This window comes from Paenibacillus profundus (assembly GCF_021369635.1).
GTDB classification, from domain to species: domain Bacteria; phylum Bacillota; class Bacilli; order Paenibacillales; family Paenibacillaceae; genus Paenibacillus_B; species Paenibacillus_B profundus.
This window is the reverse complement of record NZ_JAJNBZ010000053.1, coordinates 1-21,854: the sequence shown is the minus strand read 5'-3', so window position 1 is coordinate 21,854 and position 21,854 is coordinate 1. Positions and strand designations below refer to the sequence as shown.

Below are 21,854 nucleotides of genomic sequence, written 5' to 3'. Positions count from 1 at the left end.
AGATGGACAACGAATTCGCGTGCATGGAACAGAAGGGTATATCGAAATATTGTAAGGGTTGAATACGTCAAGTAAGAGTCTCTGCCATAATGGACGGCATTAAATGCAACCTGTCATGGATAAAAGGGCGGTTATCCCGTTCGTTCTTTTATCTACCTGGACGCATGCACGGTCCCGACGAACGAGAATAAAGCATTGGACAACCATAAGCACTAATAACAATGTGGACTAAATGCTAATGCTTCGATAGAATATCATTCTATATTGTTGTATTCATGATTTTATTAAGGCAGATTGGAGAGGTAATAATGGGAAATACGGATAAGTTTGAAATGATAGCTAATATATATGACACTTCTGAAAGAATTCAAATTGCAAAGGTATCATCTGATGCCATTCGTGAGTATTTAGTTGACGCTAATAGTAAGCATGCTATTGATTTTGGGTGTGGAACTGGTCTTGTCGGAATGAACTTGTTAAACGATTTTAATTCAATGCTTTTTCTGGATACTTCACAACACATGATAAATCAAATAAAGCAAAAAATTTCTGATTTTAATATTCAGAATGTAGATACATTATGCTTTGATTTTGAAGAGAAAGGTCTATCGGATTTACATGCTGACTATATTTTTATGGCTCAGGTTCTACTCCATATTGATGATGTTGAATTAGTTTTATCAAGATTATTTGATGTTCTAAATGAAGGAGGACATTTACTAATCGTAGATTTTAATAAAAATGAAAAAGTAGTTTCAGATATAGTTCATAACGGATTTAATCAAGTAAAGCTAACTGACATTATGACTAAAATAGGGTACAGGAATATTCAATCCAAAACTTTTTATAATGGAAATAAAATATTCATGGGACATGATGCATCTATGTTTATTCTTGATTCTCAAAAATAAGCTTTTAGGCGGAAATTATCCCGTTAGTAGATATGATTTTCGAGAAATGATTATTTGCAAAAACCATAGGGGTTATAAATTGTTACACATCTTATACAAAGCCTCATGGGGTAAGGCCTGAAGCCAATTTAATAACATATGTACAAAATGTAATTAAGCAGACTTATGTCGTTTTATGTGAGACACAAGTCTGCTTAAATGCTCTGATAAAGATGAGATAGAACTATGGGAAATGTTGAATTTGAATGGCGATGTATTAAAAATTTGCTAGTCATGATTAAGCTATCGGATACTATAGTTTTCTTGCTTTGACTACAAAAGTTACAGGAAGCATCTTTGCTTTTTTTGCAAAATCGCTGTTATCGTCCCGCGATTGCATAATTTCATCATCAGATTGCTCAGTCATTTGCTCAATTACAAATCCCGCTTTAGCCAACGCATTCACATAGGTTGATGGTTTACGGTCCGATAATGTTAGCGTACCTTCATCAAGAGAGACCGAATACCAAGATTCATCGAAATAACAATTTTTAAAAGCAAGCATATTATTTTCTGCAACAACACATTTATGTATAGGGTGAGACCAACTGAAAATAAATACGCCGTCTTTTTTAAGATAAGAAGCGATTCGGCAAAAAGTACCCTCAAGGTCGGTGGTCCAGCCTATGGCATAAATCGAATACACAAAGTCAAAATAATCCATTGGTATGCCGCATTCTTCTTCCATGGGAGAGCAGATTAATTTTGCTGAAAGGCCGCATGACGTCAAATGTTGCTTTGCCTTTTCGATTTGTTTTTCTGATATATCCACAGCCCATAGTTCAGATGCTTTGCGTTCCCCCAGATATTGCAAGGATTGACCGTTTCCACAGCCTATCTCCAGCATCTTTTTCCCTGAGACATCCCCGAAAAGCTGCAATTTTTCTTCTGAGACAAATGCTCCATAAAAAGGAAGCACGATTGCTCCCAAGAAGTCATTTCCTTTTGTATCCCAATAGAAGCTGTTTGTTCGATAAACAGAATTCTTGTCCATGATCAAGTCAGTGCGGTAATACTTTCAAACTTTTGGGACCATAATAAACGCATCCGCATGTAAGTGTGCCCGAGAGGCGGAGATAACCTCCCAATGGATGATACGTGAAGCGTGTGATCGAATGTGAACGCTCGCCAAAACGTTTACCACTTTGCTCAACATAAAGTTACCCACCCGGAAGATTGAACTCTTTGTTCTCGTGTCCATCCTCAGTTAACACTGTTGCGGCAGCCAGAGCCAGATCACTACGGCTATCCGTATTCACTTTCCCTTTCAGTGGCATTTGTAATGATCGTCCCGATCCCTACATTTACTTTTATGACGAATTAACAAAACTCTGTTAACCACCGTTACGTAAGAAGTTGTATCGAATATTCGTAGTAAAAAAAGCATACTCGGTAGTCAGATGAACAAGAGCGAATGGATTGTCCTCAGCAAAAGCGAAGCCGGTATAGGCAATGTGCTTAATACCTGCATCTCGGGCGGATTTTACACGTTGGTATTTTGAACGACACGTAACGGATCATCAGTCTCTGAACTTGAGATAAACAGCAGTTTTTGAACTAACCGCCAAGGCTAACGAGCTCGTCTTGTCGTTGATTTCAGGGAATGATACACAACAGTTAAACTCACCCAATTGTTATTTATATATGGCATATTTTCCTAGTGTTGCTCCGGAATCTTGAATCCCTTCTTATCTCTTCTCAATGATTTTAAAGTTGGACAAACTTGTGAAGAAGGCACTTAAAAGTGGCCTCTCCACTTGTAAGTGCCTTTGCCCAAATATAATAAGCAGTGGTTTTATTTACGGATCGACTGAAAGTGTTTGGACAGACGAGTCTCATGAATTAATGAGGAATTAAATTAACGAAAAATCATTCTAAAAGAGAAGGAAGAAATGTTGCCTCAACCTTCACCTTCCTGGACGATATTGCTGAGTTTCCGGTACTGCACCAAATGACGCCAGAGGGAATTCGAAAGGTAGTCGTCGCCGCCGTTACGGAGGATACGGATCTTCAGGGACCGCACGGGATATTCATCATACGGATTTAAGAGTAGTTATCCTTGCGAAACTTTTAGGTATAAATAAAAGACTACGGTTGCGAGGTTGGTTCAGTAACAAGGAAACGTGAGTTATCCGATGACAAGAACATTATATACTTTGACGATTAGTTGATTATCAAATAAATTTTAATTATCGAATTGTTAGCGTCCTCCTCATATGAATTTGATTATTTCTACACGAATCGGTAACATAAGTAACGGTGCCGTGACCCTTCCTGGCATTAGTAACAAAAGAGACGGGGATTAAGATGAATAAAGCAAAAATTCTCATTATTGAAGATGATATTGCGATTGCCGATCTACTTTCATACGGACTTTCTATTGAGGGCTTTCAAACTCGAACGGCGGCAAGTGGAGCAAGCGGAATGATCGAACTGCAAAAATTTCAACCCGATCTTCTGCTTCTCGACTGGATGTTGCCTGACGAAAGCGGACTGGATATTTGCAAAAAGGTAACAGCAAATTATAACATACCGATCTTCATGATTACTGCGAAATCCGATATCACCGATAAAGTGCTTGGCCTTGAATTCGGCGCAGACGACTATATCACGAAGCCTTTTGACTTGCGCGAAGTTGTTGCCCGAATCCGGACGATTCTACGGAGAGTGGATCAAGCGAACAGTGGACAACAAAACGAAGCGAAGCATGGTGTGATTCGTTTCAAACAGATCGAAATTATTCCAGAAGAACGACTTGTAAAAAATAATGGTCACGCTGTTGAATTGACACCAAAAGAGTTTGATCTTCTCATGACCTTGATTGGAAATCAAGGCAAAACGTTCACACGTTCGGAATTACTTGATATGGTATGGGGATACCATTTTGTCGGCGATACCCGTACTGTCGACACTCACATACAAAGACTTCGTAAAAAACTTGACGCCAGCGAGTTCATTACTACCGTTTTCGGGATTGGATACAAATTCGAGAAGCAGGCGGAAAGGGAATGATACGGAAAATCAGCATAAAGTTTCTTATCGGATTTTTTTTGATTTTTTCACTTTCGTTCATTGTCCTTAATCAAACCGTCAAAGAATTCATTCGGACAAGCAATCAAAAATTAGTTACATCTGAATTAGTCGGGGTTAAGAACAACAGCAATGTATACGTTCGCCAAGCGTTCCTGATCAACCATTTTACAAGTAATGAGCTGTACTTTGGCGAGATGGCTCTCGAAATGGCGAATGATCTGAAACACGCCACCGGCAGCAACGTCAGTGTCTATACGGTGGATGGCGAATTGCTGTATTCTTCGGACAAGTCCATGTTCCCATACCAGAAAGATAGCGATTTGAAGCAGGCGATTAAGGGCAGAACTGCATACAGCATCACCTATGATCATAATACAGCATCCGTTCTTTTTTCCTATCCGGTCGTGATTGATGGGTCCAAGGTGGGGATCTTGCGTTTTTCCAAAGATTTCAGTTTAATCTATGCGCAAAGCGGAAGGATTTTGGACATTATCTTTTTTATTACGCTTGCGATTTTTGCAGCGGCATTCCTATTCTCGTATATTCTTTCGAGGCACATCACTATCCCTCTTGTCAAACTGACCTGGGCCTCGACCGAGGTGAAGGATGGAAACTTGGACGTTCGCATCCGTTTTAATCGTAAAGATGAGATCGGCAGGCTGGCCGATAATTTTAATGATATGATCGATCAAATTAGCAGGCAGATCACCATTATTAAAAAGGATCGGGATTATCTCAAGGAACTTCACCAGCAGGAGAAACGTTTTTTTGACAATATAACCCACGAGCTTAAAACTCCACTAACCTCAATTCTAGGGTATGCGGAATTGATCAGAGAGAATGGTGAAAAGGACCCGCATTTTTTTGAAAAAGGAATGAACCATATTATAGAAGAAAGCAGACGCCTCCATACCATGGTATTAAAGCTGCTTGAAGTATCGCGTAACAATTCCATGATAAGTGAGTCCGACAAGATCAATGCTGGAATTATCCTGCAGGATGTGTGCGATTCGATGGCCATTCGTGCACAGCGATATAAGAAAAGCATAAAGTATCAAATCGAAGATGACTTGGTCGTATTCGGTCAAGGAGACAGGCTGCGCCAGCTCTTTATCAACCTGCTGGATAATGCGATCAAATACAGCTTATCGCTTTCGGAAATATCTGTGAAGGCGCTGCATGTTGACGGAAAGGTTCGCTTTGTATTTGATAATCCAAGTGACCCTATAGAGGCAGATCAGCTTGCAAACTTATTTCATCCATTCTATTTGGCTCATCCAAGTGTTTCAGAAGAGGGTAGTGTAGGGCTGGGGCTCGGTATTGTCAAATCCATCGTCCACGACTTCGGGGGAACGATCTCCTTCGATAGCCAAAATCGTCATGTGACCGTCACTGTGGAATTTGACGGTTTCAACTCCAAGAGGACGGAGAATCGATCATGAAGAAAAAACGGTTTATTTTATCACTAGGGATCCTGTCGTTGATGCTCATGCTGTTGTCAAGCTGCAATTTAGGACCCAAAACTGAGACGATTATTATTCCGAGCAAAGAAGAGGAGCATACCGAAGATCAAGGTTCTCGACCATTTCAGGTGAATAAGATCTATCGGCTTCCTGATGATTTCACGAGTGCTGGTCAATTGCTTGGCTGGACCTCTACCAACTCCGTGGTAGCTTCGTATAGGAAAAGCTCGACAGACCGTATGATGATAAAGCGTCTAACCCATCCTTACGAGCAAAGCGAGTTCGTTCCAGGAATTCACATGGAAGTTCCAGATATAGAACTGTCCCCGGATGGTAAATACATCTACGAAATATCCAGATCGAGAGTTGTTCTGAATCTAATATCATTAGAGAACGGCAAAGAAACCGAAGTGGCAAAGATCAATTCCCTTGAGCAACTGTATGTGCAGGATGTTGCTTGGTCAGGCAATGGCAGGTATCTAGGCTATCTGGTGGTGGATCCGCGTGTTAACGGAGTCACCAGCCTTGGTGTATACGATGCCGAGACTCAAAGCTCCAAGACTTTTAAGCTGAAGGGAATTCCCTCGGGGAAGACGATCCTAAAGATCAACGTTTCCGATGATGGGCGCAGCGTGCTATTGACTACATTTCAATATGATCAGTCTGGGAAAAAAAATTACATCATGATGGGGACAAATACGGGGGAAGGTGAAATCGAGATTCAATTCGAACACCAAATTGGGCGCGAGCAGAATGCATGGATCAACAACAATCAGTTTGCATTCCTTGGAATCGATGGAACGTTATACGAATACGATCGGCGAAACGGCGAACTTTCCGTACTACTGGATAAGGTGGGCAACTTTAAATTTTCTCATGACAAGAAAAGCATTGCTTACTCATTGTCCGACCAGGATATTATCTATGCAGGTAAAATTCAAGGGAAAAATGTTTTGTATAACGAGCCGGTTTACCGCGGGATTCTCCCTAGCCATATTTACTGGAGCCTAGACAATAACAGTTTATTAATTCATGGACAGAAGCTGTTTTCCCCTTCCCAAATGACACAAACGGATTCCACGGTCGGGCAGTCATTTATCATCGAATTTCAATAGCTGCCTGGAGCAACGACAACCCAATAACGCTCTTCAAGCCTACAACCTTATCTCGGACTTCGGACCGGAGTAAGGTTGTTTTTGTTTGGGCAAAAAATCGTACGTATCGGCTGTGACATTTTGTTTACATGTTGATCAAACTTTAGTGACATCTGCTAGCTATATTAAAATATGGCCCTCCATCCCCCATCGGCCACCTCTGGTCACTGTCCATTGAGAAGAAGTCAATCCCTTTATCGATATCAATTTATCGGTATACGATATGTGGAAGCTGCTTCAGTGGGATATCAGAATACGGTAGAAAGAAGGGTAAACTCGCCAAATTAGGTACTAAAGAAGACCTATGTGGGAGGAGTAGCTGTTCTATCCGTAACGATAAAAAAATGAGCTGAAAGAATTTTTTCGAGAACGAAAGATTCTGATCCGGTTAAAAATGACGTCTATGTACATGATTAACCGACATGGTTGTGAGAACAATCGTCGGTGAGATATCGCCGAGCGGGGAAGCCGCCCAGTAAGCCGGAGATGGAACAAGGGGGCCTATGGAGCGTTATTTGGTTCATGACTATTTTTTGCATTAAAAGTGAGCCTACGAGAGAAGAGGAGGAGAAAGGTGTTTAAGAACTTGATCACAAAGCGTTATTTGGCGTTGATTTTGTCGTTTGCGATGCTACTGGGTGCTATGACTCCAGGCATTGCGATGGCAGAGGTTGTGCAGGATATGGGAATCACTGCTTCGTCCGATCAGCAGGCGGAAATAACGACGCTAAACCTGAAAAAGGTTAATAACCCTCAAACGTTGGAACTGGACAACTATGTTGCATCGATGACAGAGAAAAGAACGCTTCATGCTGCGTTCAAGCTTCCGGAAGGTGTTGATGTGAAAAGCTTAAGCTGGACGTACGATGGCAAACCACTGTCCCAATGGAAAAAATATCAGGATCGTGGTTATAATGGTGCACCTTTTATTACAGTTGACAATGTAAAAGTAAAGGACGGTGAAGTTACTGCAAGCGTTACGTTCGATCTTCCTTACGATACTGTCAACCTGTCCGCACCTCGTTTGCAGTACCCGTCACTAATTGGGACATTTGAACTGGCAGCGGTAGCTAACGGACACGTCATTGCTCATGCGCCTGTTAAATTGACGCCATATGACAGTTTCCGCAGCTACGATGAGCTAAAGCCGGAGATAGATGCAATCACGGCAGGAGCAGCTCAAAAAAATGACAGGTACATCAAAACTACTTCAATTGGGAAATCGGCGGAAGGCCGCGATATCTATTTCACTGTACTTGCCAAGGATCAAGCTACCGTTGACAAGTACCAAAACGTGACGCATCCTGCAATGATGAATGATCCTAAGCAATTGCAAGCCGACATCACATCCGGGACATTTGGGGATTACAAAGTGCCGATCTGGATTAACAATATTCATCCGGATGAATCGCCTGGCGTTGATGCGATTCTGAATTATTTTAAGACGATGGCATTGGACAAGAGTATTACATATGATACAACCTTGCCAAACGGCCAGCGAACCAAGGTCACTTTGAATATGGACGATGTGTTGGAGAACGTTTTCTTCCTGTTCGTTTATACGGACAATCCGGATGGTCGGGTTCACAACACACGTCATAATGCCGAGGGTTTCGATCTGAATCGAGACAATTCCTATCAAACACAGCCTGAAACGCGTATCGTCACGGAACAAATCGCGAAATGGTCGCCACTGTCCTTCCTGGATATGCATGGATTCGACCCGAACTTTCTGATCGAGCCGGCTACACCGCCCCATGACCCGAACCTCGAGTATGATTTGCTCATTGAGCACATGTTGGAACAAGCGGCCGCTATGGGCGAGGCCGGCATCGCAAACACGAAGTACGACTACTATCATATCCCTTACGAAGAACATCTCAAATCCGTAAAGGATGCGAACTATGTTTCCAAAGGCACTGCCTCCGGATGGGATGATGCATCCGCAGCATATACAGCCGTATTCGCAATGCATCACGGTGCAATGGGGCATACGCTTGAAATACCCGAGTTGAACGAGGATTCTGCCAAAGCGCTGTATTATGCTGCGGCGGGAGCTACCGCTTATGTCAGCGGAAAAAAAGAAGAGCTGTTCATGAACCAATTGAAAATATATGAACGCGGTGTGGACAATATCGATGACCGTGCCGTAGATAAGTACCTTGTTAATGCCAAAAATGAAACAATTGGCCGTCCGCGTCAAGATAACCAAAACTTCTTCCCGGAGTACTATGTCCTACCGATCGACAAAAGTGTTCAAAAGAATGTTCTGGAAACCTACCGTATGGTTGAATACCTGCTTCGAAATGGAGTTAAGATTGAACGTTCGACAGGAGCCGTAACCGTTGCCGATACGACATATCCTGCAGGATCATTTGTTGTAAACATGCATCAGGCTAAGCGTGGAATCGCGAACCTGGTCTTGTACGATGGAATGGATGTATCCGATTTTGAATCGATGGCCGGTGAAATCATTCAAAACTTCCATGATATGCGCGGATTCGAGCGTTACGCAGTAAGAGAAGCCGGTGTATTCACAAACAAAACTTCTCCAATAACATCCGTGTCGGTTCCGGCGACACAAATGCCAAATAACTCTGTTTATGTTCTGATCCAGAACACAAACAATGATGCTATAAAAGCGGTCAATGAGTTATTGGCTGCCGGCAAGACCGTTACGATGCTCACCAAAAGCGGGTCAGGATATGAAGCGGGTGACTTCGTGGTTGCCTACAGTGACTTGTCTCCATTGGCTTCCAAGTATTATCTCGACGCGAGCGAATTTGGCAATACCGGGCCAAGCGGTAAAGTCCTTAAGCCTGCTACCGTTGCAGCTCTTGGTGAAACGGCCTATGTGCTGAAAGGGCTGGGCTTTAAGGTGACTACACGCCAGTCGAATGCAGACGTACTTGTTAATACTTTCGGCTCTTCCAGATATGTAGAAGAAGGAAAGCCTTACATCGCATTTGGATACTTTGGATTGAGTAATATCCAAAACTGGATACCTGGATTTTCTTTCGAAGGTCCGAAACAATGGGAAAGATACGAAGGCGTATTCTTGGCAAACGTCATGCAAGATAATCTTATTACAGCCGCTTACGATGAACAGGAATATTTCTACACAGTCACGGGTTCTTACATTAGGACAGTTCCCAAAATGGCAAAAGTGCTTGCCGTTACCAGTGATCGAGACGACTTTTTCAAAGCAGGCTGGTGGCCGGGACATGAGGCTGCCAAAGGAAAGATCATAGCTTTCACATACCATGAAAACAACAAGAACCTGACTGTTTTTTCTAACGATTTCATCAATAACGATCATCCACGGCATCAGTACCGTTTGCTGGCGAACTCGATTTTCAATGCAATTACGGACAAAAATGATGCTGATCAAGCACCATTAGTACCAGGGTCCGGAATAGTTCCTAAATTCAGCGACCTGCAAGGCGCAGAAGCGTGGGCGGGCGATAATGTTCGTGAAATGGCTGCTCTCGGCATCATCAAGGGTGTCTCCGAACACCAATTTGCACCGATGAAGCAAGTAACTCGTGCCGAATTTCTGGCGATGATCGTTCGAGCCCTCGACCTATCCGACAATCAGGCGACCGTATCGTTCACCGACGTTCAGCCGTCGGACTGGTATTACCCGTACGTAGCGGCCGGGGTTAAAGCCAATCTGGTCCGAGGCGTAGACCGCAACCGTTTTGAGCCAAACCGGGCAATCACGCGTGAAGAAATGGCCATCATGGCCGCCAATTCCCTGAAGCTGACCCGGAATGCTTCGACCGGCAATATCGGCGCAACATTGGCCAAATTCACTGACAGAGGCAACATAGCTTTATACGCTAGAGAGGCTATCGCCCAGTTGACCGAAGAAGGTGTCCTCCAAGGATTAACCGGTACAACTTATGGTCCAAAAGACATCGCCAACCGTGCGCAAGCTGCAGTCATTATCAGCCGCATGATGCACCTAGGCAAGTAATACAATCCATAAATGAAAATATTTACAAAAACCATCGCTTCGGATTAATTCGAAGCGATGGTTTTTGTGGACTCGAGTTAGCTCCGTCATCCCTTCAACTTGTTTCTACAATCCGATAGGGAGGCGCTGATTTTTATATATTTAATCAAGATATCTGCTCGGTATGAGGGAAGAGCATTGAAAGAACACATTTGTGATTCATGCATTAATTTCCTTAAAATATATACATACTGTTACTCCACATATGGCCCTTTTCTGGAATAACACAACCTGCGTAAATACGCAGCCTGTTTTCCCCTTCCCAAATGACACAAACGGATTCCTCGGTCGGGCAGTCATTTATCATCAAATTTCAATAGCTACCTGAAGCTCAACGACAACCCAATAACACTCTACCTGCCTACAACCTTATCTCGGACTTCGGACCGGAGTAAGGTTGTTTTTATGAGGCATAAAATCGCACGCATCGGTTGTGACATTTTGTTTACATCTTGATCAAACTTTTGCGACATCTGCCAGTTATAGTGGAATAAGCATAACAACCACTACTTGCAAGGAATTGAAGAACACCTAAAGAAATAACCATTTTGAGGAGGAATGCTAATTGTCAGTCAGTATCAAGCTGTCGGACGAGTCCGGAAGTGAAAATGAAACAGGAGCAACCATCAAGGATGTAGCGGATTCAAATAACAACGGACTGAAAAACAATGCGGTTTTAGGCGAATCAAACGAGATGTTCGTAGATGTATCGGCTCCACTTCAGGACGGTGGGCAAGTTGACATCGCCAACGGGGAGTCTGCCGGAGTAAGGAAGGCACGGGCTAATTCGAGGACGGCCGGACGTCTCGTTGCGCTTGATGCAGCACGGGGGTTAGCGGTCATAGGGATGTATTTGCAGCACTTCTCATCGAATGAAACGATTTCTGCGATCGTTTCCGGGAATACGACGCTGCTGTTCGTGCTCTGTGGCGGCATTTCTTACTCGATCATGGCGCAACGCATGAAGGATCGAGAAACGGAGACGACCGCGTTCCGAGCACGGATGCTCGCTCGAGCAGTGTTCATTGATGTGATTGGGTATCTGCTCATCCTGCTGAATACCCCGTACGGGGTGATCTTACCCGCCTATGCGGCAATGTTCGTGCTGGCGTTGGTGCTGGTTCGTCGTTCGACGCGTGTGCTCGTTACGACAGCAGCCGTTTTGGCCGTGGTCGCCCCACCGCTGATGATTCTTGGTTTGAGCGCCCTATCGGGAGCGTACCCCCTTTATGATATTGCGGGCGGTCCGATGTCCGCGCTCGCGCTCGCTCCCGCTTTCGTTACCGGTATGGCGATCGGGCGCCTTGACCTCACCAAGGTGCGTACCGCACTCTCACTCGCGGGCGGTGGCGGTATCATGCTCGCCGTCGGTAAGATGCTGAGCGCTTTCATTATTCCCGGGCTGAGCCGTTCCTTCGATGCGTGGCTCATTGGCCTTCAAGGCACGGTCAGTGCCTTGCCGACCATGCCGACCATGCCGGACCCGAATGCAATCTGGCCGCTCAACACGGAACCGCCGCTGTGGAACATGCTTCTCTGGACATCTCCGCACAGTGCGTCGACGTTCCAGACGCTGATTGGGCTGGGAGTCGCATTCCTCGTGCTTGGACTGGTATGTCTCGTACCGAAAAAGTCCTCTGTAGTGTTAATGCCTTTCGCTGCAGTCGGACGCGTGGCATTGACGATGTATGCGGCTCAATTTGTCGTGATATGGTCTCTCAAACTGGCGGGGATAGAATATAGTGTCGGAGGGATTCCATTCGGTGACCTTCTCGTCGCGGCCGCAACGCTGCTGACAGGGTGGTTGATCGCGCGGCTCCCTAACGGTCCTCTCGAGTCATTGATGAGACACTTCGACCGCGCGTTTAGCGCCTCTCGAACGGCACCATCGTCGAGGTAGGAGGTTCGTTCTCGACGGCGGCTTTCTAACTACTTGCTTTAGTCTTACGGGGAGGAGCTCCGAGATATAGCCTGGTACCCAATGGATGAGTATTTCTGGATCAGCGTATGAGAAAGTTGGAATTTGAAATCTGTTGTTAACCTGAACTGAGATGAATATTACGTTGTATCGAAGAATCGTAGACCCTGCTAGAACAGCTCACCCTTGGGTGGGCTTTTAAAACGCTTATCTAATCACTATACCTTTTCCGCATCTACGTAACACAGTGGAGTATTATGGTCAATTTCAGAGGAGAAAATTAGGTGAAAAGGCAACAGTTAAGCCATTAACAATGCATTCGGTCAGATGGTTTTGCATTGGGAGGGGGCGTTAGAGGGGCTGGTCAATGGAATTTTGCTCCTAAAACATTTAACACCCTCTAAAAGAATTTAGGAGGAGCAACATGATTGGGATTGGAAAAGGAAATCAAAATAATCGAGCTAAAAAAAAGAAGGTATGGATGTACGCTTCGATCAGCATTGGCGTTTTATTACTGTGCATCGTCAGCCTTTTTACCTATCAGGCCATTGGGGCCTTCAATACACTCGATAGTTTGGATAAACCGAAGGACACGATACCGATAGGCCAGTATAAGGAAGATGAGTCAATGAAACCCGTCAAATGGGAAGGCACTGAACGAGTCAACATCCTGCTGATGGGTGGTGACAATCGAGGGTTAAAGGAGAACGAGAAGGCTCGCTCCGACTCTATGTTACTTGCAACTTTTGATCCTGTCACGAAAAAAGCGCATCTGCTGTCCATTCTGCGTGATACCTACGTCAGGATTGAAGGCCATGGCGAAGGACGAATCAACACGGCGCTTGCACTAGGCGGACCGAACCTTGCGATGAAAACGATTGGTGATTTGATAGGCCTTGACATTCAATACTACGTCTATACTGATTTCGAAGGATTTAAATCACTTATTGATGCGATCGACGGCATCGATTTCTATGTTGAGAAAGACATGACCTATACCGATAAAGCCGATGGCAACCGGTACGATATTCACTTGAAAAAGGGGCAGCAAAAGTTGGATGGCGATAAAGCGTTGCAATACGTGCGTTTTCGTCATGACGCAATGAGCGACTTCACCCGTACCGAACGGCAGCGCAACCTGCTTTCGGCCGTAGCCGATAAGTTGAAGTCCGGTTGGAATCTCATGAGGATGAAGCAAATATTAGAAAGCGTGGCGCCTTACATCAAGACGAACTTGGACATCTCCGACATGTTGAAACTGGCTACGCTCGGTGTGGAGAGCCACATGGCCGGATCCGCGCAAATTCCACCGATGGATCTTCTCGCCGGCAAGTCAGTGAGGGGCGCCTCTGTCCTAGGCGTGAAAAACAACGAGAAGCTTCGTGACTATGTGCAGGAAGTGCTGTTGAAAGACGACAAGGGCAGCGTAAACAGCGGCGGCAGTAGTGATAGGAAATAAGCGATATGTGGATGAGATTTTGACAATGTATCTGGGGAATGCCTCGTCCCACCAACCACATAAAAAACTACTTTAGTAAAAGGGAGGGGAAGTGAAATGTCAGTAACGATGGGGAGGTTGGATAAGCTTCATTCGAATAGGCCTCAAGATGTTATGAAAGACAAACGACGCTATATGCCGGGACTAGATGGACTCCGGGCTCTAGCCGTTCTCGCTGTAATTGCTTATCATTTTAACTGGGGGGTGGCCTCGGGGGGATTATTGGGAGTAGGTGTCTTCTTTGTACTCTCAGGCTACCTCATAACGGATTTGCTGATGGAAGAGCGTAAGAGAAAAGGTCGAATCAACATGAAACAGTTCTGGTTGAGGCGCATGCGCAGACTGTTGCCGGCCATGCTACTTATGCTGTGCATTCTAACCGCCTATCTTGCGATTGTTGATCCAGGAAGGCTGTCTTCGATTCGCGGGGATATTTGGTCATCGTTAACATATACGAACAATTGGTATTTAATTTACCATAATGTATCCTACTTTGAAAGCTTTGGTCCCCCTTCACCTATCGGACATCTTTGGTCGCTCGCTGTGGAGGAACAATTTTACTTGATATGGCCGTTTCTTCTAATGATAGTGATTTCTACTTTTGCCCCAACGCGCGGCAAACTTTTTTTGCTAATTCTTGCGGGAGCAGCCGTTTCGTTTGCATTGATGGTATTTTTGTATGAGCCAGGCACAGACCCGAGCCGAGTTTATTACGGAACGGATACAAGGGCTTTTGGGCTGTTGATTGGAGCAGCACTTGCAATCATATATCCAAGCCACAAATTTTCTGAACCATTTTCACGAAAGGGAAACGCTTGGGTTAACATTTTGGGCGTTGTCGGTCTCTGTATCGTGATGTATATGTTGACAAAGACCGGGAAATACGATGAATCATTATACCGCGGCGGTATGGTCGTCCTCTCCGTAGCATCTGCATTGGTCATTGCGGCTGCGGCGAGTCCGTTCAGCGCAGTAGGCAAACTGCTTGCCTGGAAACCCCTTCGCTGGATCGGAGTCCGCTCTTATGGCATATATTTGTTGCATTATCCGATTATTGTCTTAACGGGATCTGCAGATCCAAACGTGAGTCCGAATCTTATTCTCCAGCTAGCCCAACTAATGATAACTGTTGTATTAGCCGCGCTGTCCTATAGATTTGTAGAGGAGCCCATTCGGAACGGGAAGACATACCATTTAAGGAAAGAGGTTAGATATATGAAAAAATCAAAACCGATCAAACATTTGTTTATGCTGTTTTCCGTCGTTATGATCATCTTCATTTGTGTAGCTTGTGCAAGGGCAGGAAGCGAAAATTCCATCGAAAATTCGAAACAAACTGAATCGGCACCATTGAATAATTCAAAATCGGTGTCATTTAATGCCGACTCGCAAGTCACAAAGTCAACACCCAAGGATGAGAGCCCCTCTAAGTCATCCGTAGAAGTTACAGCAATTGGTGACTCCGTGTTGGTCGGAGTAGCGCCTTATCTGAAAGAACTAATACCCGGCATTGACATAGATGATAAGGTAAGTCGGCAAATGTCTGAAGCGAAGGATGTCGTGGCACAACTCGATTCGAAAGAGAAGTTAGGAAAGATTGTCATTATTGAGCTTGGCACGAATGGGCCATTTTCTTCCGAAAAACTCGAAGAACTACTCAATACAATCGGTGAGAATAGGCAAATCTATCTCGTTAACTCCCGTGTGCCGCGAGACTGGCAGGATTCAGTAAACGAAACATTGGCCAAAGCGGCCGAGGAGCGTTCCAATGTCACATTGATCGACTGGCACTCGCTTAGCGCTGACAAATCTGAATGGTTTGCGAAGGACGGCGTTCACCCGCAACCGGAAGGAGCTAAAGCATACGCTTCGCTTATTGCTAAGTCAATTCAGTCCAAATAGCATTAAATTGTTATAACAAAATATTCCTGTCACCGTGGGAAACAAGCTATGATGAAAATGTCACCATGGGATCCCGCCAACATTTTTAACGAAAATATTACGCTAAGCCTTCGGACATGGCCGGCTTGGCGTTTTTTCTTACTCTAAGCTAATTATTCCGAGCGGTTCAACCCGGACCGACGGTTTTTCAGATTCCTGTTGTTTAAGCGGTCGCAATGAAGTAAACCCGTAAATTTGAGACTTGTTGTAGCATTTGGGTGGTTTTTACACATCATGGACTAATAATGAGTAGAAGATAGAAATGAGAGGATTTTTTATGTTTAAAGGGAAAGTTCGTAAGGTTACCATCACCTTGCTAGCAGCTTATACCGTTGTGATTCTCTACTTCCTGTTCTTCGCCTTTGACAGAACAAGTCGTATTCATAACCAAGAGTATTGGTATAACCTAATACCAAATGGGATTCCTTTGTATTTTCCATTAGGTAGAGACTTTCAAAGTTGGTTTTTTAACTTTGCCAACTTCGCAGCTTTTTTACCTTATGGGATTTTAATCCCGCTACTGTTTCCTTGCCGGTTTTTACGATTTATTATTCTATTTTGTGTGTCTATTTTTATGATTGAAATATTACAAATGATAACACATTTAGGAAGTTTTGATATTGATGATATTTTCATTAATACATTAGGCGCTACGATCGGATTTTGCGCACAAAAATTAGTACCTCGTTCTAAAAATACAATAAAGGGTATGAGTAAAGTAGTCATAATAACGATCCTCCTTTCATTTGGTACAACCGTAATTGTTGAAGGAGTGAATAATTTTTTTGAAATACATCAAAAATAGAAGAAGGCATAGAGATAGGGCTGAATGACTCACTTTGAAGGATGGTTCTGTATCTTGGGATGCAAATCTCACCAGTTTAGAAGTTTACTCCCAACATAGTTGGAGAAGTTGCCCCCCTCATTAGAGTAACTGTGACACAAAGTTACCATCTTGCTTGGAGGAGAGGCCAAAGTTACCCTCAATAGATTAATTTAGACCAAAATTAAAAGGGGAACTTTGTGTCAAAGTAAACAGAGTGAAGACGCTTGTTATGCGAGATCTATTCGTCTCAACCAGCTTAAACATGGTTTCTACAAGTAGGGGGCGATCAGTTTTAGCGTCGGGTTACAGACCCAGGGGAACGACCGTTCTGCCCCGGCTACTGACAAATACATCACCAAACAAAAGTGGTCAACCAGTAAAAACTGGCTGACCTCATCATACGACTGGGAACGATAGTTCAAAGCTGCCAGCGTCGGATCCGGCAGCTTTTGTCGTTTAGGAGGTCGAATATTTCGGGAACGGGTTTCGCTACATGTTCTTGTCCTTTAACGATTTATGTTCTTGTCTGGGCCGAGCGGCGCCGATCGTAATTAATTACGTAAAAGAATAGTTTAACGAGGAAGTCGAGAGAAGACGCCGGCTTATCGAACAAAGTCGAAGGCTTAAAATCAATGGTGTCTTAATCGAAGAGTTAGTTGCAATGAAATATCTGGTATGTTAATATTGCGCTAACACTTACGATTGGAGTTGAAGAGGATAATGTAAAATTTCTTGCTACCATTTAAAGAATAAAACAAGTTCTATTTGTTCTGTTTTATTCTTTATTGGCAAGAAAGTTACCTTATTCTTTTCACTCAAAAATAGTTCCTTATCTGACTCTGCGTAGGGTTGGGTTGGATTTGCTTTATTTTTTTGAGCTGTAAGAAAGGTCAACTTTCTTGCAGCTCTTTTTTATTTGTGAACCAAGGAGGTTTCTGGAATGTCATTGATCAAGGTAACTAACCTGACGTTTGCCTATGACGGCAGTTACGACAACATTTTTGAGCATGTAAGTTTACAAATCGATACCAACTGGAAATTGGGCTTTACGGGGAGGAACGGCCGGGGCAAGACTACGTTTCTCAATCTGCTGCTCAGCAAGTATGAATACAGCGGAACGATTTCCTCTAACGTCAGTTTCGAGTATTTCCCGTTCCACGTCGAACACAAGGAAAATTATACATTCGATGTGGTAGCCGACATCTATCCGGACTATGAGCACTGGCAACTCATGCGCGAGTTTTCGCTGCTGAAGTTGTCAGAAGATGTGTTGTACCGACCGTTCGACTCATTGTCCAACGGAGAACAGACGAAGGTAATGCTGGCGGTCCTGTTTTTGAAGGAGAACAGCTTTTTGCTTATCGACGAGCCGACAAATCATCTGGATCTACATGCTCGGAAGCTAGTAAGTGATTATTTGAACGACAAGAGCGGATTTATTTTGGTGTCACACGATCGGGCGTTTCTCGACAATTGTGTGGATCACATTATTTCGATCAATAAGACCAATATCGAAATCCAGAACGGAAATTTTTCAGACTGGTGGGAGAATAAACAAAGACAGGACAATTTCGAACTGGCCGAGAACGAAAAGCTGAGGAAGGACATTAAGAGGCTGTCCGAAGCGGCCAAGCGAACGAGCAACTGGTCGCACGAAGTAGAAAAAACGAAAAACGGCACCCGTAACTCCGGCTCCAAGGTCGACAAAGGATACATCGGTCACAAGGCCGCCAAAATGATGAAGCGATCCAAATCAATTGAGCAAAGACAGCACTCCGCGATCGAGGAAAGATCCCAGCTTCTGAGAAACGTCGATAGCTCGGAAAGCCTGAAAATATCGCAGATGACTTATCATAAGCACCAATTGGTCGAGCTTGACCGCATTTCGATTCATTATGGTGAAAAGAACGTTTGCCGCGACATCAGCTTTACTATCGAGCAAGGGGACCGCATCGTGCTCTCCGGTCCGAATGGCTCAGGCAAATCCAGTTTGCTCAAACTGATTTGCGGCGAGGAGATTCCTTATTCCGGCGTGTTTCGAAAAGGGAGCCAGTTGAAAATTTCCTACGTTTCACAAGATACCTCGCTGTTGCGGGGCAATTTGTCGGAATTCGCCAGATCCAGTGAGATTGACGAAAGCTTGTTCAAAGCGATTTTGAGAAAACTCGATTTTTCGCGCTTGCAATTCGAAAAAGACATCGCTTCGTATAGCGGAGGTCAGAAGAAGAAGGTTCTAATCGCGAAAAGCCTATGCGAACGCGTTCATTTGCATGTGTGGGACGAACCGCTCAATTTTATCGACGTCATTTCCAGGATGCAAATCGAAGAACTGCTGCTGGAGCATTCGCCGACGATCCTTTTCGTGGAGCACGACAGCGAATTTTGCAAACATATCGCAACTAAAATTGTGGAACTGAAAGTTTAACACACTCTAGGAGGATGAAGACGATGATCATTGAGGTTGAGGTTGTAGATGATTATGTGAACCGGTTCCAACCGGCTGACTCGGTTCACAAAAAGATAAATCTGTTGCCGGAGGTTTACCAATCTATCGACAGATGCACGTAGCGATGATGTCCGCAAACACGTCGTGTTTTTTCCTGCGTAGTTGGTTAATGCATGAAAGCACCGGATGACGGTTGCTTTTCTTTGCATTTTCTCCGGCGGTAAGGAGAACACATGAAACCAACCTCGAAATATGAAACCATTAGACAAATCTTGTCCGACTTCAAGCAGCCTGCGTATCGGTATGGGCAAATTATGGACGCTATTTTCAAGCAAAAAATTGCTGAATATGAACGGATCACCATACTTCCTAAATTTTTGCGAGAGGAGTTGGCCCGGACGCTTGGCCCGCACGTCTCCAGCGTTATTCCAGTAAAGGAACTCACATCGCAGCAGGTCAGCAAGGTGCTGTTTGCCATCGGGGGTGGCGAACGCGTAGAGGCCGTACGACTTACCTATGAACGGGGTTGGAAATCGTATTGTATTTCCACTCAGTGCGGCTGCGGCTTCGGGTGTCGCTTTTGCGCCACTGGTACCATCGGCTTGAAACGAAATCTGACCGCCGACGAAATTACCGACCAATTGCTTCACTTTCACTTGAACGGCCACGCCTTGGACAGCGTGTCCTTCATGGGCATGGGGGAGGCGATCGCCAACCCGCACCTTTTCGATGCGCTGGCGATTTTGACCAACCCGCATCTCTTCGGTTTAGGACATCGAAGAATTACGATATCCACCATCGGCCTGTTGCCGGGAATTGATAGGTTGACGCGGGAGTTTCCACAGTTTAATCTAACCTTCTCGCTGCATTCGCCGTTCGACGATCAACGGAGCGAACTGATGCCGATCAATAAGCGGTTTCCGCTCCGCGACGTGCTGAATGCATTGGATCACCATATCCGACATACGGGGAGAAAGGTGTATATCGCGTATATTCTTCTTCGAGGGTTCAACGACTCGACGGAGCATGCAAAAGCGGTTGCCGCTCTATTGAGGGGAAGGGGATCTTGGGAACATCTCTACCACGTGAACCTAATTCCCTACAATTCGACAGAAGTGACGCCTCAAAGCTACTTGCCACCTGACCCCGAAATAATCAAAACGTTCGTTCAGACGTTAAAAATAAATGGTGTGAACGTTACGGTTCGAACTCAATTCGGATCGGACATTAATGCGGCATGTGGTCAGTTATACCGAGCTGATTCTAAAATTAATGGTTAGGAGAGATATGGAATGAGTTCTTTGGTTCTCAATTTTCAGGAAATGAAAAATACACAGCTATTGTACGTTGGCGGAAAAGGGTTGAATTTAGGGGAGTTATCAAAAATTGAAGGAATACAAGTACCAGAAGGATTTTGTGTTACAACAGTGGGATATCAAAAAGTAATCGAGCAAAACGAAACGTACCATGCTTTACTCAATCGACTAACTATGCTAAACGTAGAAGATCGAGATCAAATTGGTGAAATCAGCAGGAAGATTCGACAAATCATTTTGGAAGTAGAAATTCCTTCTGATGTTGTGAAAGCAGTAACTCAATATCTCTCCCAGTTTGGCGAGGAACATGCTTATGCCGTGCGTTCTAGTGCGACTGCTGAAGATTTGCCATATGCCTCTTTTGCTGGTCAACAAGACACCTATTTAAATATTATCGGCAAAGAAGCCATCCTGCAGCATATCAGCAAATGTTGGGCCTCCCTATTTACGGATCGCGCAGTAATTTACCGTATGCAAAATGGATTCGACCACTGTCAAGTTTTTTTAGCTGTTATCGTACAAAGGATGGTGTTCCCACAAGCTTCGGGGATTTTATTTACCGCTGATCCGATTACTTCTAACCGAAAGGTGATATCAATCGATGCCAGTTTTGGACTTGGAGAAGCACTGGTCTCCGGCCTGGTATCTGCCGATTGTTATAAAGTACAGGAAGGGGAGATCGTCGATAAGAGGATCGCGGCCAAAAAATTGGCGGTCTATGGACGCAAAGAAGGGGGAACAGAGACACAACAGATCGATCCTGAGCAGCAAAAGACTCAAACCCTTACTGAGCAACAAATTTTACAACTAGCACGCATCGGAAGGCATATCGAAGCATATTTTGGTTGCCCGCAAGATATCGAATGGTGTCTAGTTGATGATACCTTTTATATTATCCAGAGTCGGCCAATCACGACGTTATACCCGATTCCTGAAGCGAATGATCAGGAAAATCGCGTTTATGTATCTGTCGGTCACCAACAAATGATGACCGATCCCATGAAACCGCTGGGATTGTCTTTTTTCCAGTTTACAAATCCAGCACCCATGCGTAAAGCCGGTGGTAGGTTGTTTGTTGATGTGACACCAATGCTGGCTAGCAGAGACAATATATTAAATTACCTGGGACAATCCGATCCGCTTATCAAAGACGCACTGATGACTGTAATAGAGCGAGATTTTATAAAAACGTTACCAGATGATAACACAGTACCAAGTCCGATCAAAAGCAATGCAGATACGATGCGTGAAATTGAAAACAATCCGTCAATCGTTCCTGATTTGATTAAGC

Annotated in this window: 13 protein-coding genes; 12 read left to right on the top strand and 1 reads right to left on the bottom strand. The window is 44.3% G+C overall.

Features of this window, described 5'->3' with window-relative positions; all coding sequences use genetic code 11:
* Positions 1–308: 308 nt before the first annotated feature.
* Positions 309–911, top strand: a complete 603-nt coding sequence (locus LQV63_RS29685; protein ID WP_233699411.1) for a class I SAM-dependent methyltransferase — start codon at positions 309–311, stop codon at positions 909–911.
* 292 nt (positions 912–1,203) lie between these two features.
* Here LQV63_RS29685 and LQV63_RS29680 read toward each other — a convergent pair whose 3' ends face one another.
* Complete coding sequence (locus LQV63_RS29680; protein ID WP_233699410.1) at positions 1,204–1,944, bottom strand: class I SAM-dependent methyltransferase; 741 nt, start codon at positions 1,942–1,944, stop codon at positions 1,204–1,206.
* Positions 1,945–3,257: 1,313 nt separating this feature from the next.
* On the opposite strand from LQV63_RS29680, the gene LQV63_RS29675 reads away from it, so the two are divergent.
* The 11 genes from LQV63_RS29675 to LQV63_RS29625 form a co-directional block, all read left to right on the top strand.
* Positions 3,258–3,962, top strand: coding sequence for a response regulator transcription factor (locus LQV63_RS29675; protein WP_233699409.1), 705 nt, complete (start codon positions 3,258–3,260; stop codon positions 3,960–3,962).
* Positions 3,959–5,425, top strand: a complete 1,467-nt coding sequence (locus LQV63_RS29670; RefSeq protein ID WP_233699408.1) for a sensor histidine kinase — start codon at positions 3,959–3,961, stop codon at positions 5,423–5,425. Before LQV63_RS29675 ends, LQV63_RS29670 begins: the two co-directional genes overlap by 4 nt.
* Positions 5,422–6,561, top strand: a complete 1,140-nt coding sequence (locus LQV63_RS29665; protein WP_233699407.1) for a WD40 repeat domain-containing protein — start codon at positions 5,422–5,424, stop codon at positions 6,559–6,561. The genes LQV63_RS29670 and LQV63_RS29665 overlap by 4 nt, the downstream gene beginning before the upstream one ends.
* Before the next feature lie 613 nt (positions 6,562–7,174).
* Complete coding sequence (locus LQV63_RS29660; protein ID WP_233699406.1) at positions 7,175–10,579, top strand: S-layer homology domain-containing protein; 3,405 nt, start codon at positions 7,175–7,177, stop codon at positions 10,577–10,579.
* Between the two features lie 604 nt (positions 10,580–11,183).
* Positions 11,184–12,518 (top strand): DUF418 domain-containing protein, encoded by a 1,335-nt coding sequence (locus LQV63_RS29655; RefSeq protein ID WP_233699405.1) that lies wholly within the window; start codon positions 11,184–11,186, stop codon positions 12,516–12,518.
* Between the two features lie 442 nt (positions 12,519–12,960).
* Positions 12,961–13,995, top strand: coding sequence for an LCP family protein (locus LQV63_RS29650; protein ID WP_233699404.1), 1,035 nt, complete (start codon positions 12,961–12,963; stop codon positions 13,993–13,995).
* A gap of 108 nt (positions 13,996–14,103) precedes the next feature.
* Positions 14,104–15,936 (top strand): acyltransferase family protein, encoded by a 1,833-nt coding sequence (locus LQV63_RS29645; RefSeq protein WP_233699412.1) that lies wholly within the window; start codon positions 14,104–14,106, stop codon positions 15,934–15,936.
* Between the two features lie 316 nt (positions 15,937–16,252).
* A complete protein-coding gene (locus LQV63_RS29640) occupies positions 16,253–16,780 on the top strand; it encodes a VanZ family protein (protein WP_233699403.1) in 528 nt (175 codons plus the stop codon).
* 961 nt (positions 16,781–17,741) lie between these two features.
* A complete protein-coding gene (locus LQV63_RS29635; protein ID WP_233699402.1) occupies positions 17,742–19,226 on the top strand; it encodes an Lsa family ABC-F type ribosomal protection protein in 1,485 nt (494 codons plus the stop codon).
* Positions 19,227–19,480: 254 nt separating this feature from the next.
* On the top strand, positions 19,481–20,527 hold the full coding sequence (locus LQV63_RS29630; protein ID WP_233699401.1) for a Cfr family 23S rRNA (adenine(2503)-C(8))-methyltransferase: 1,047 nt from the start codon (positions 19,481–19,483) through the stop codon (positions 20,525–20,527).
* Between the two features lie 12 nt (positions 20,528–20,539).
* The coding region (locus LQV63_RS29625; protein ID WP_325175939.1) for a PEP/pyruvate-binding domain-containing protein at positions 20,540–21,854 on the top strand (1,315 nt) is incomplete at its 3' end.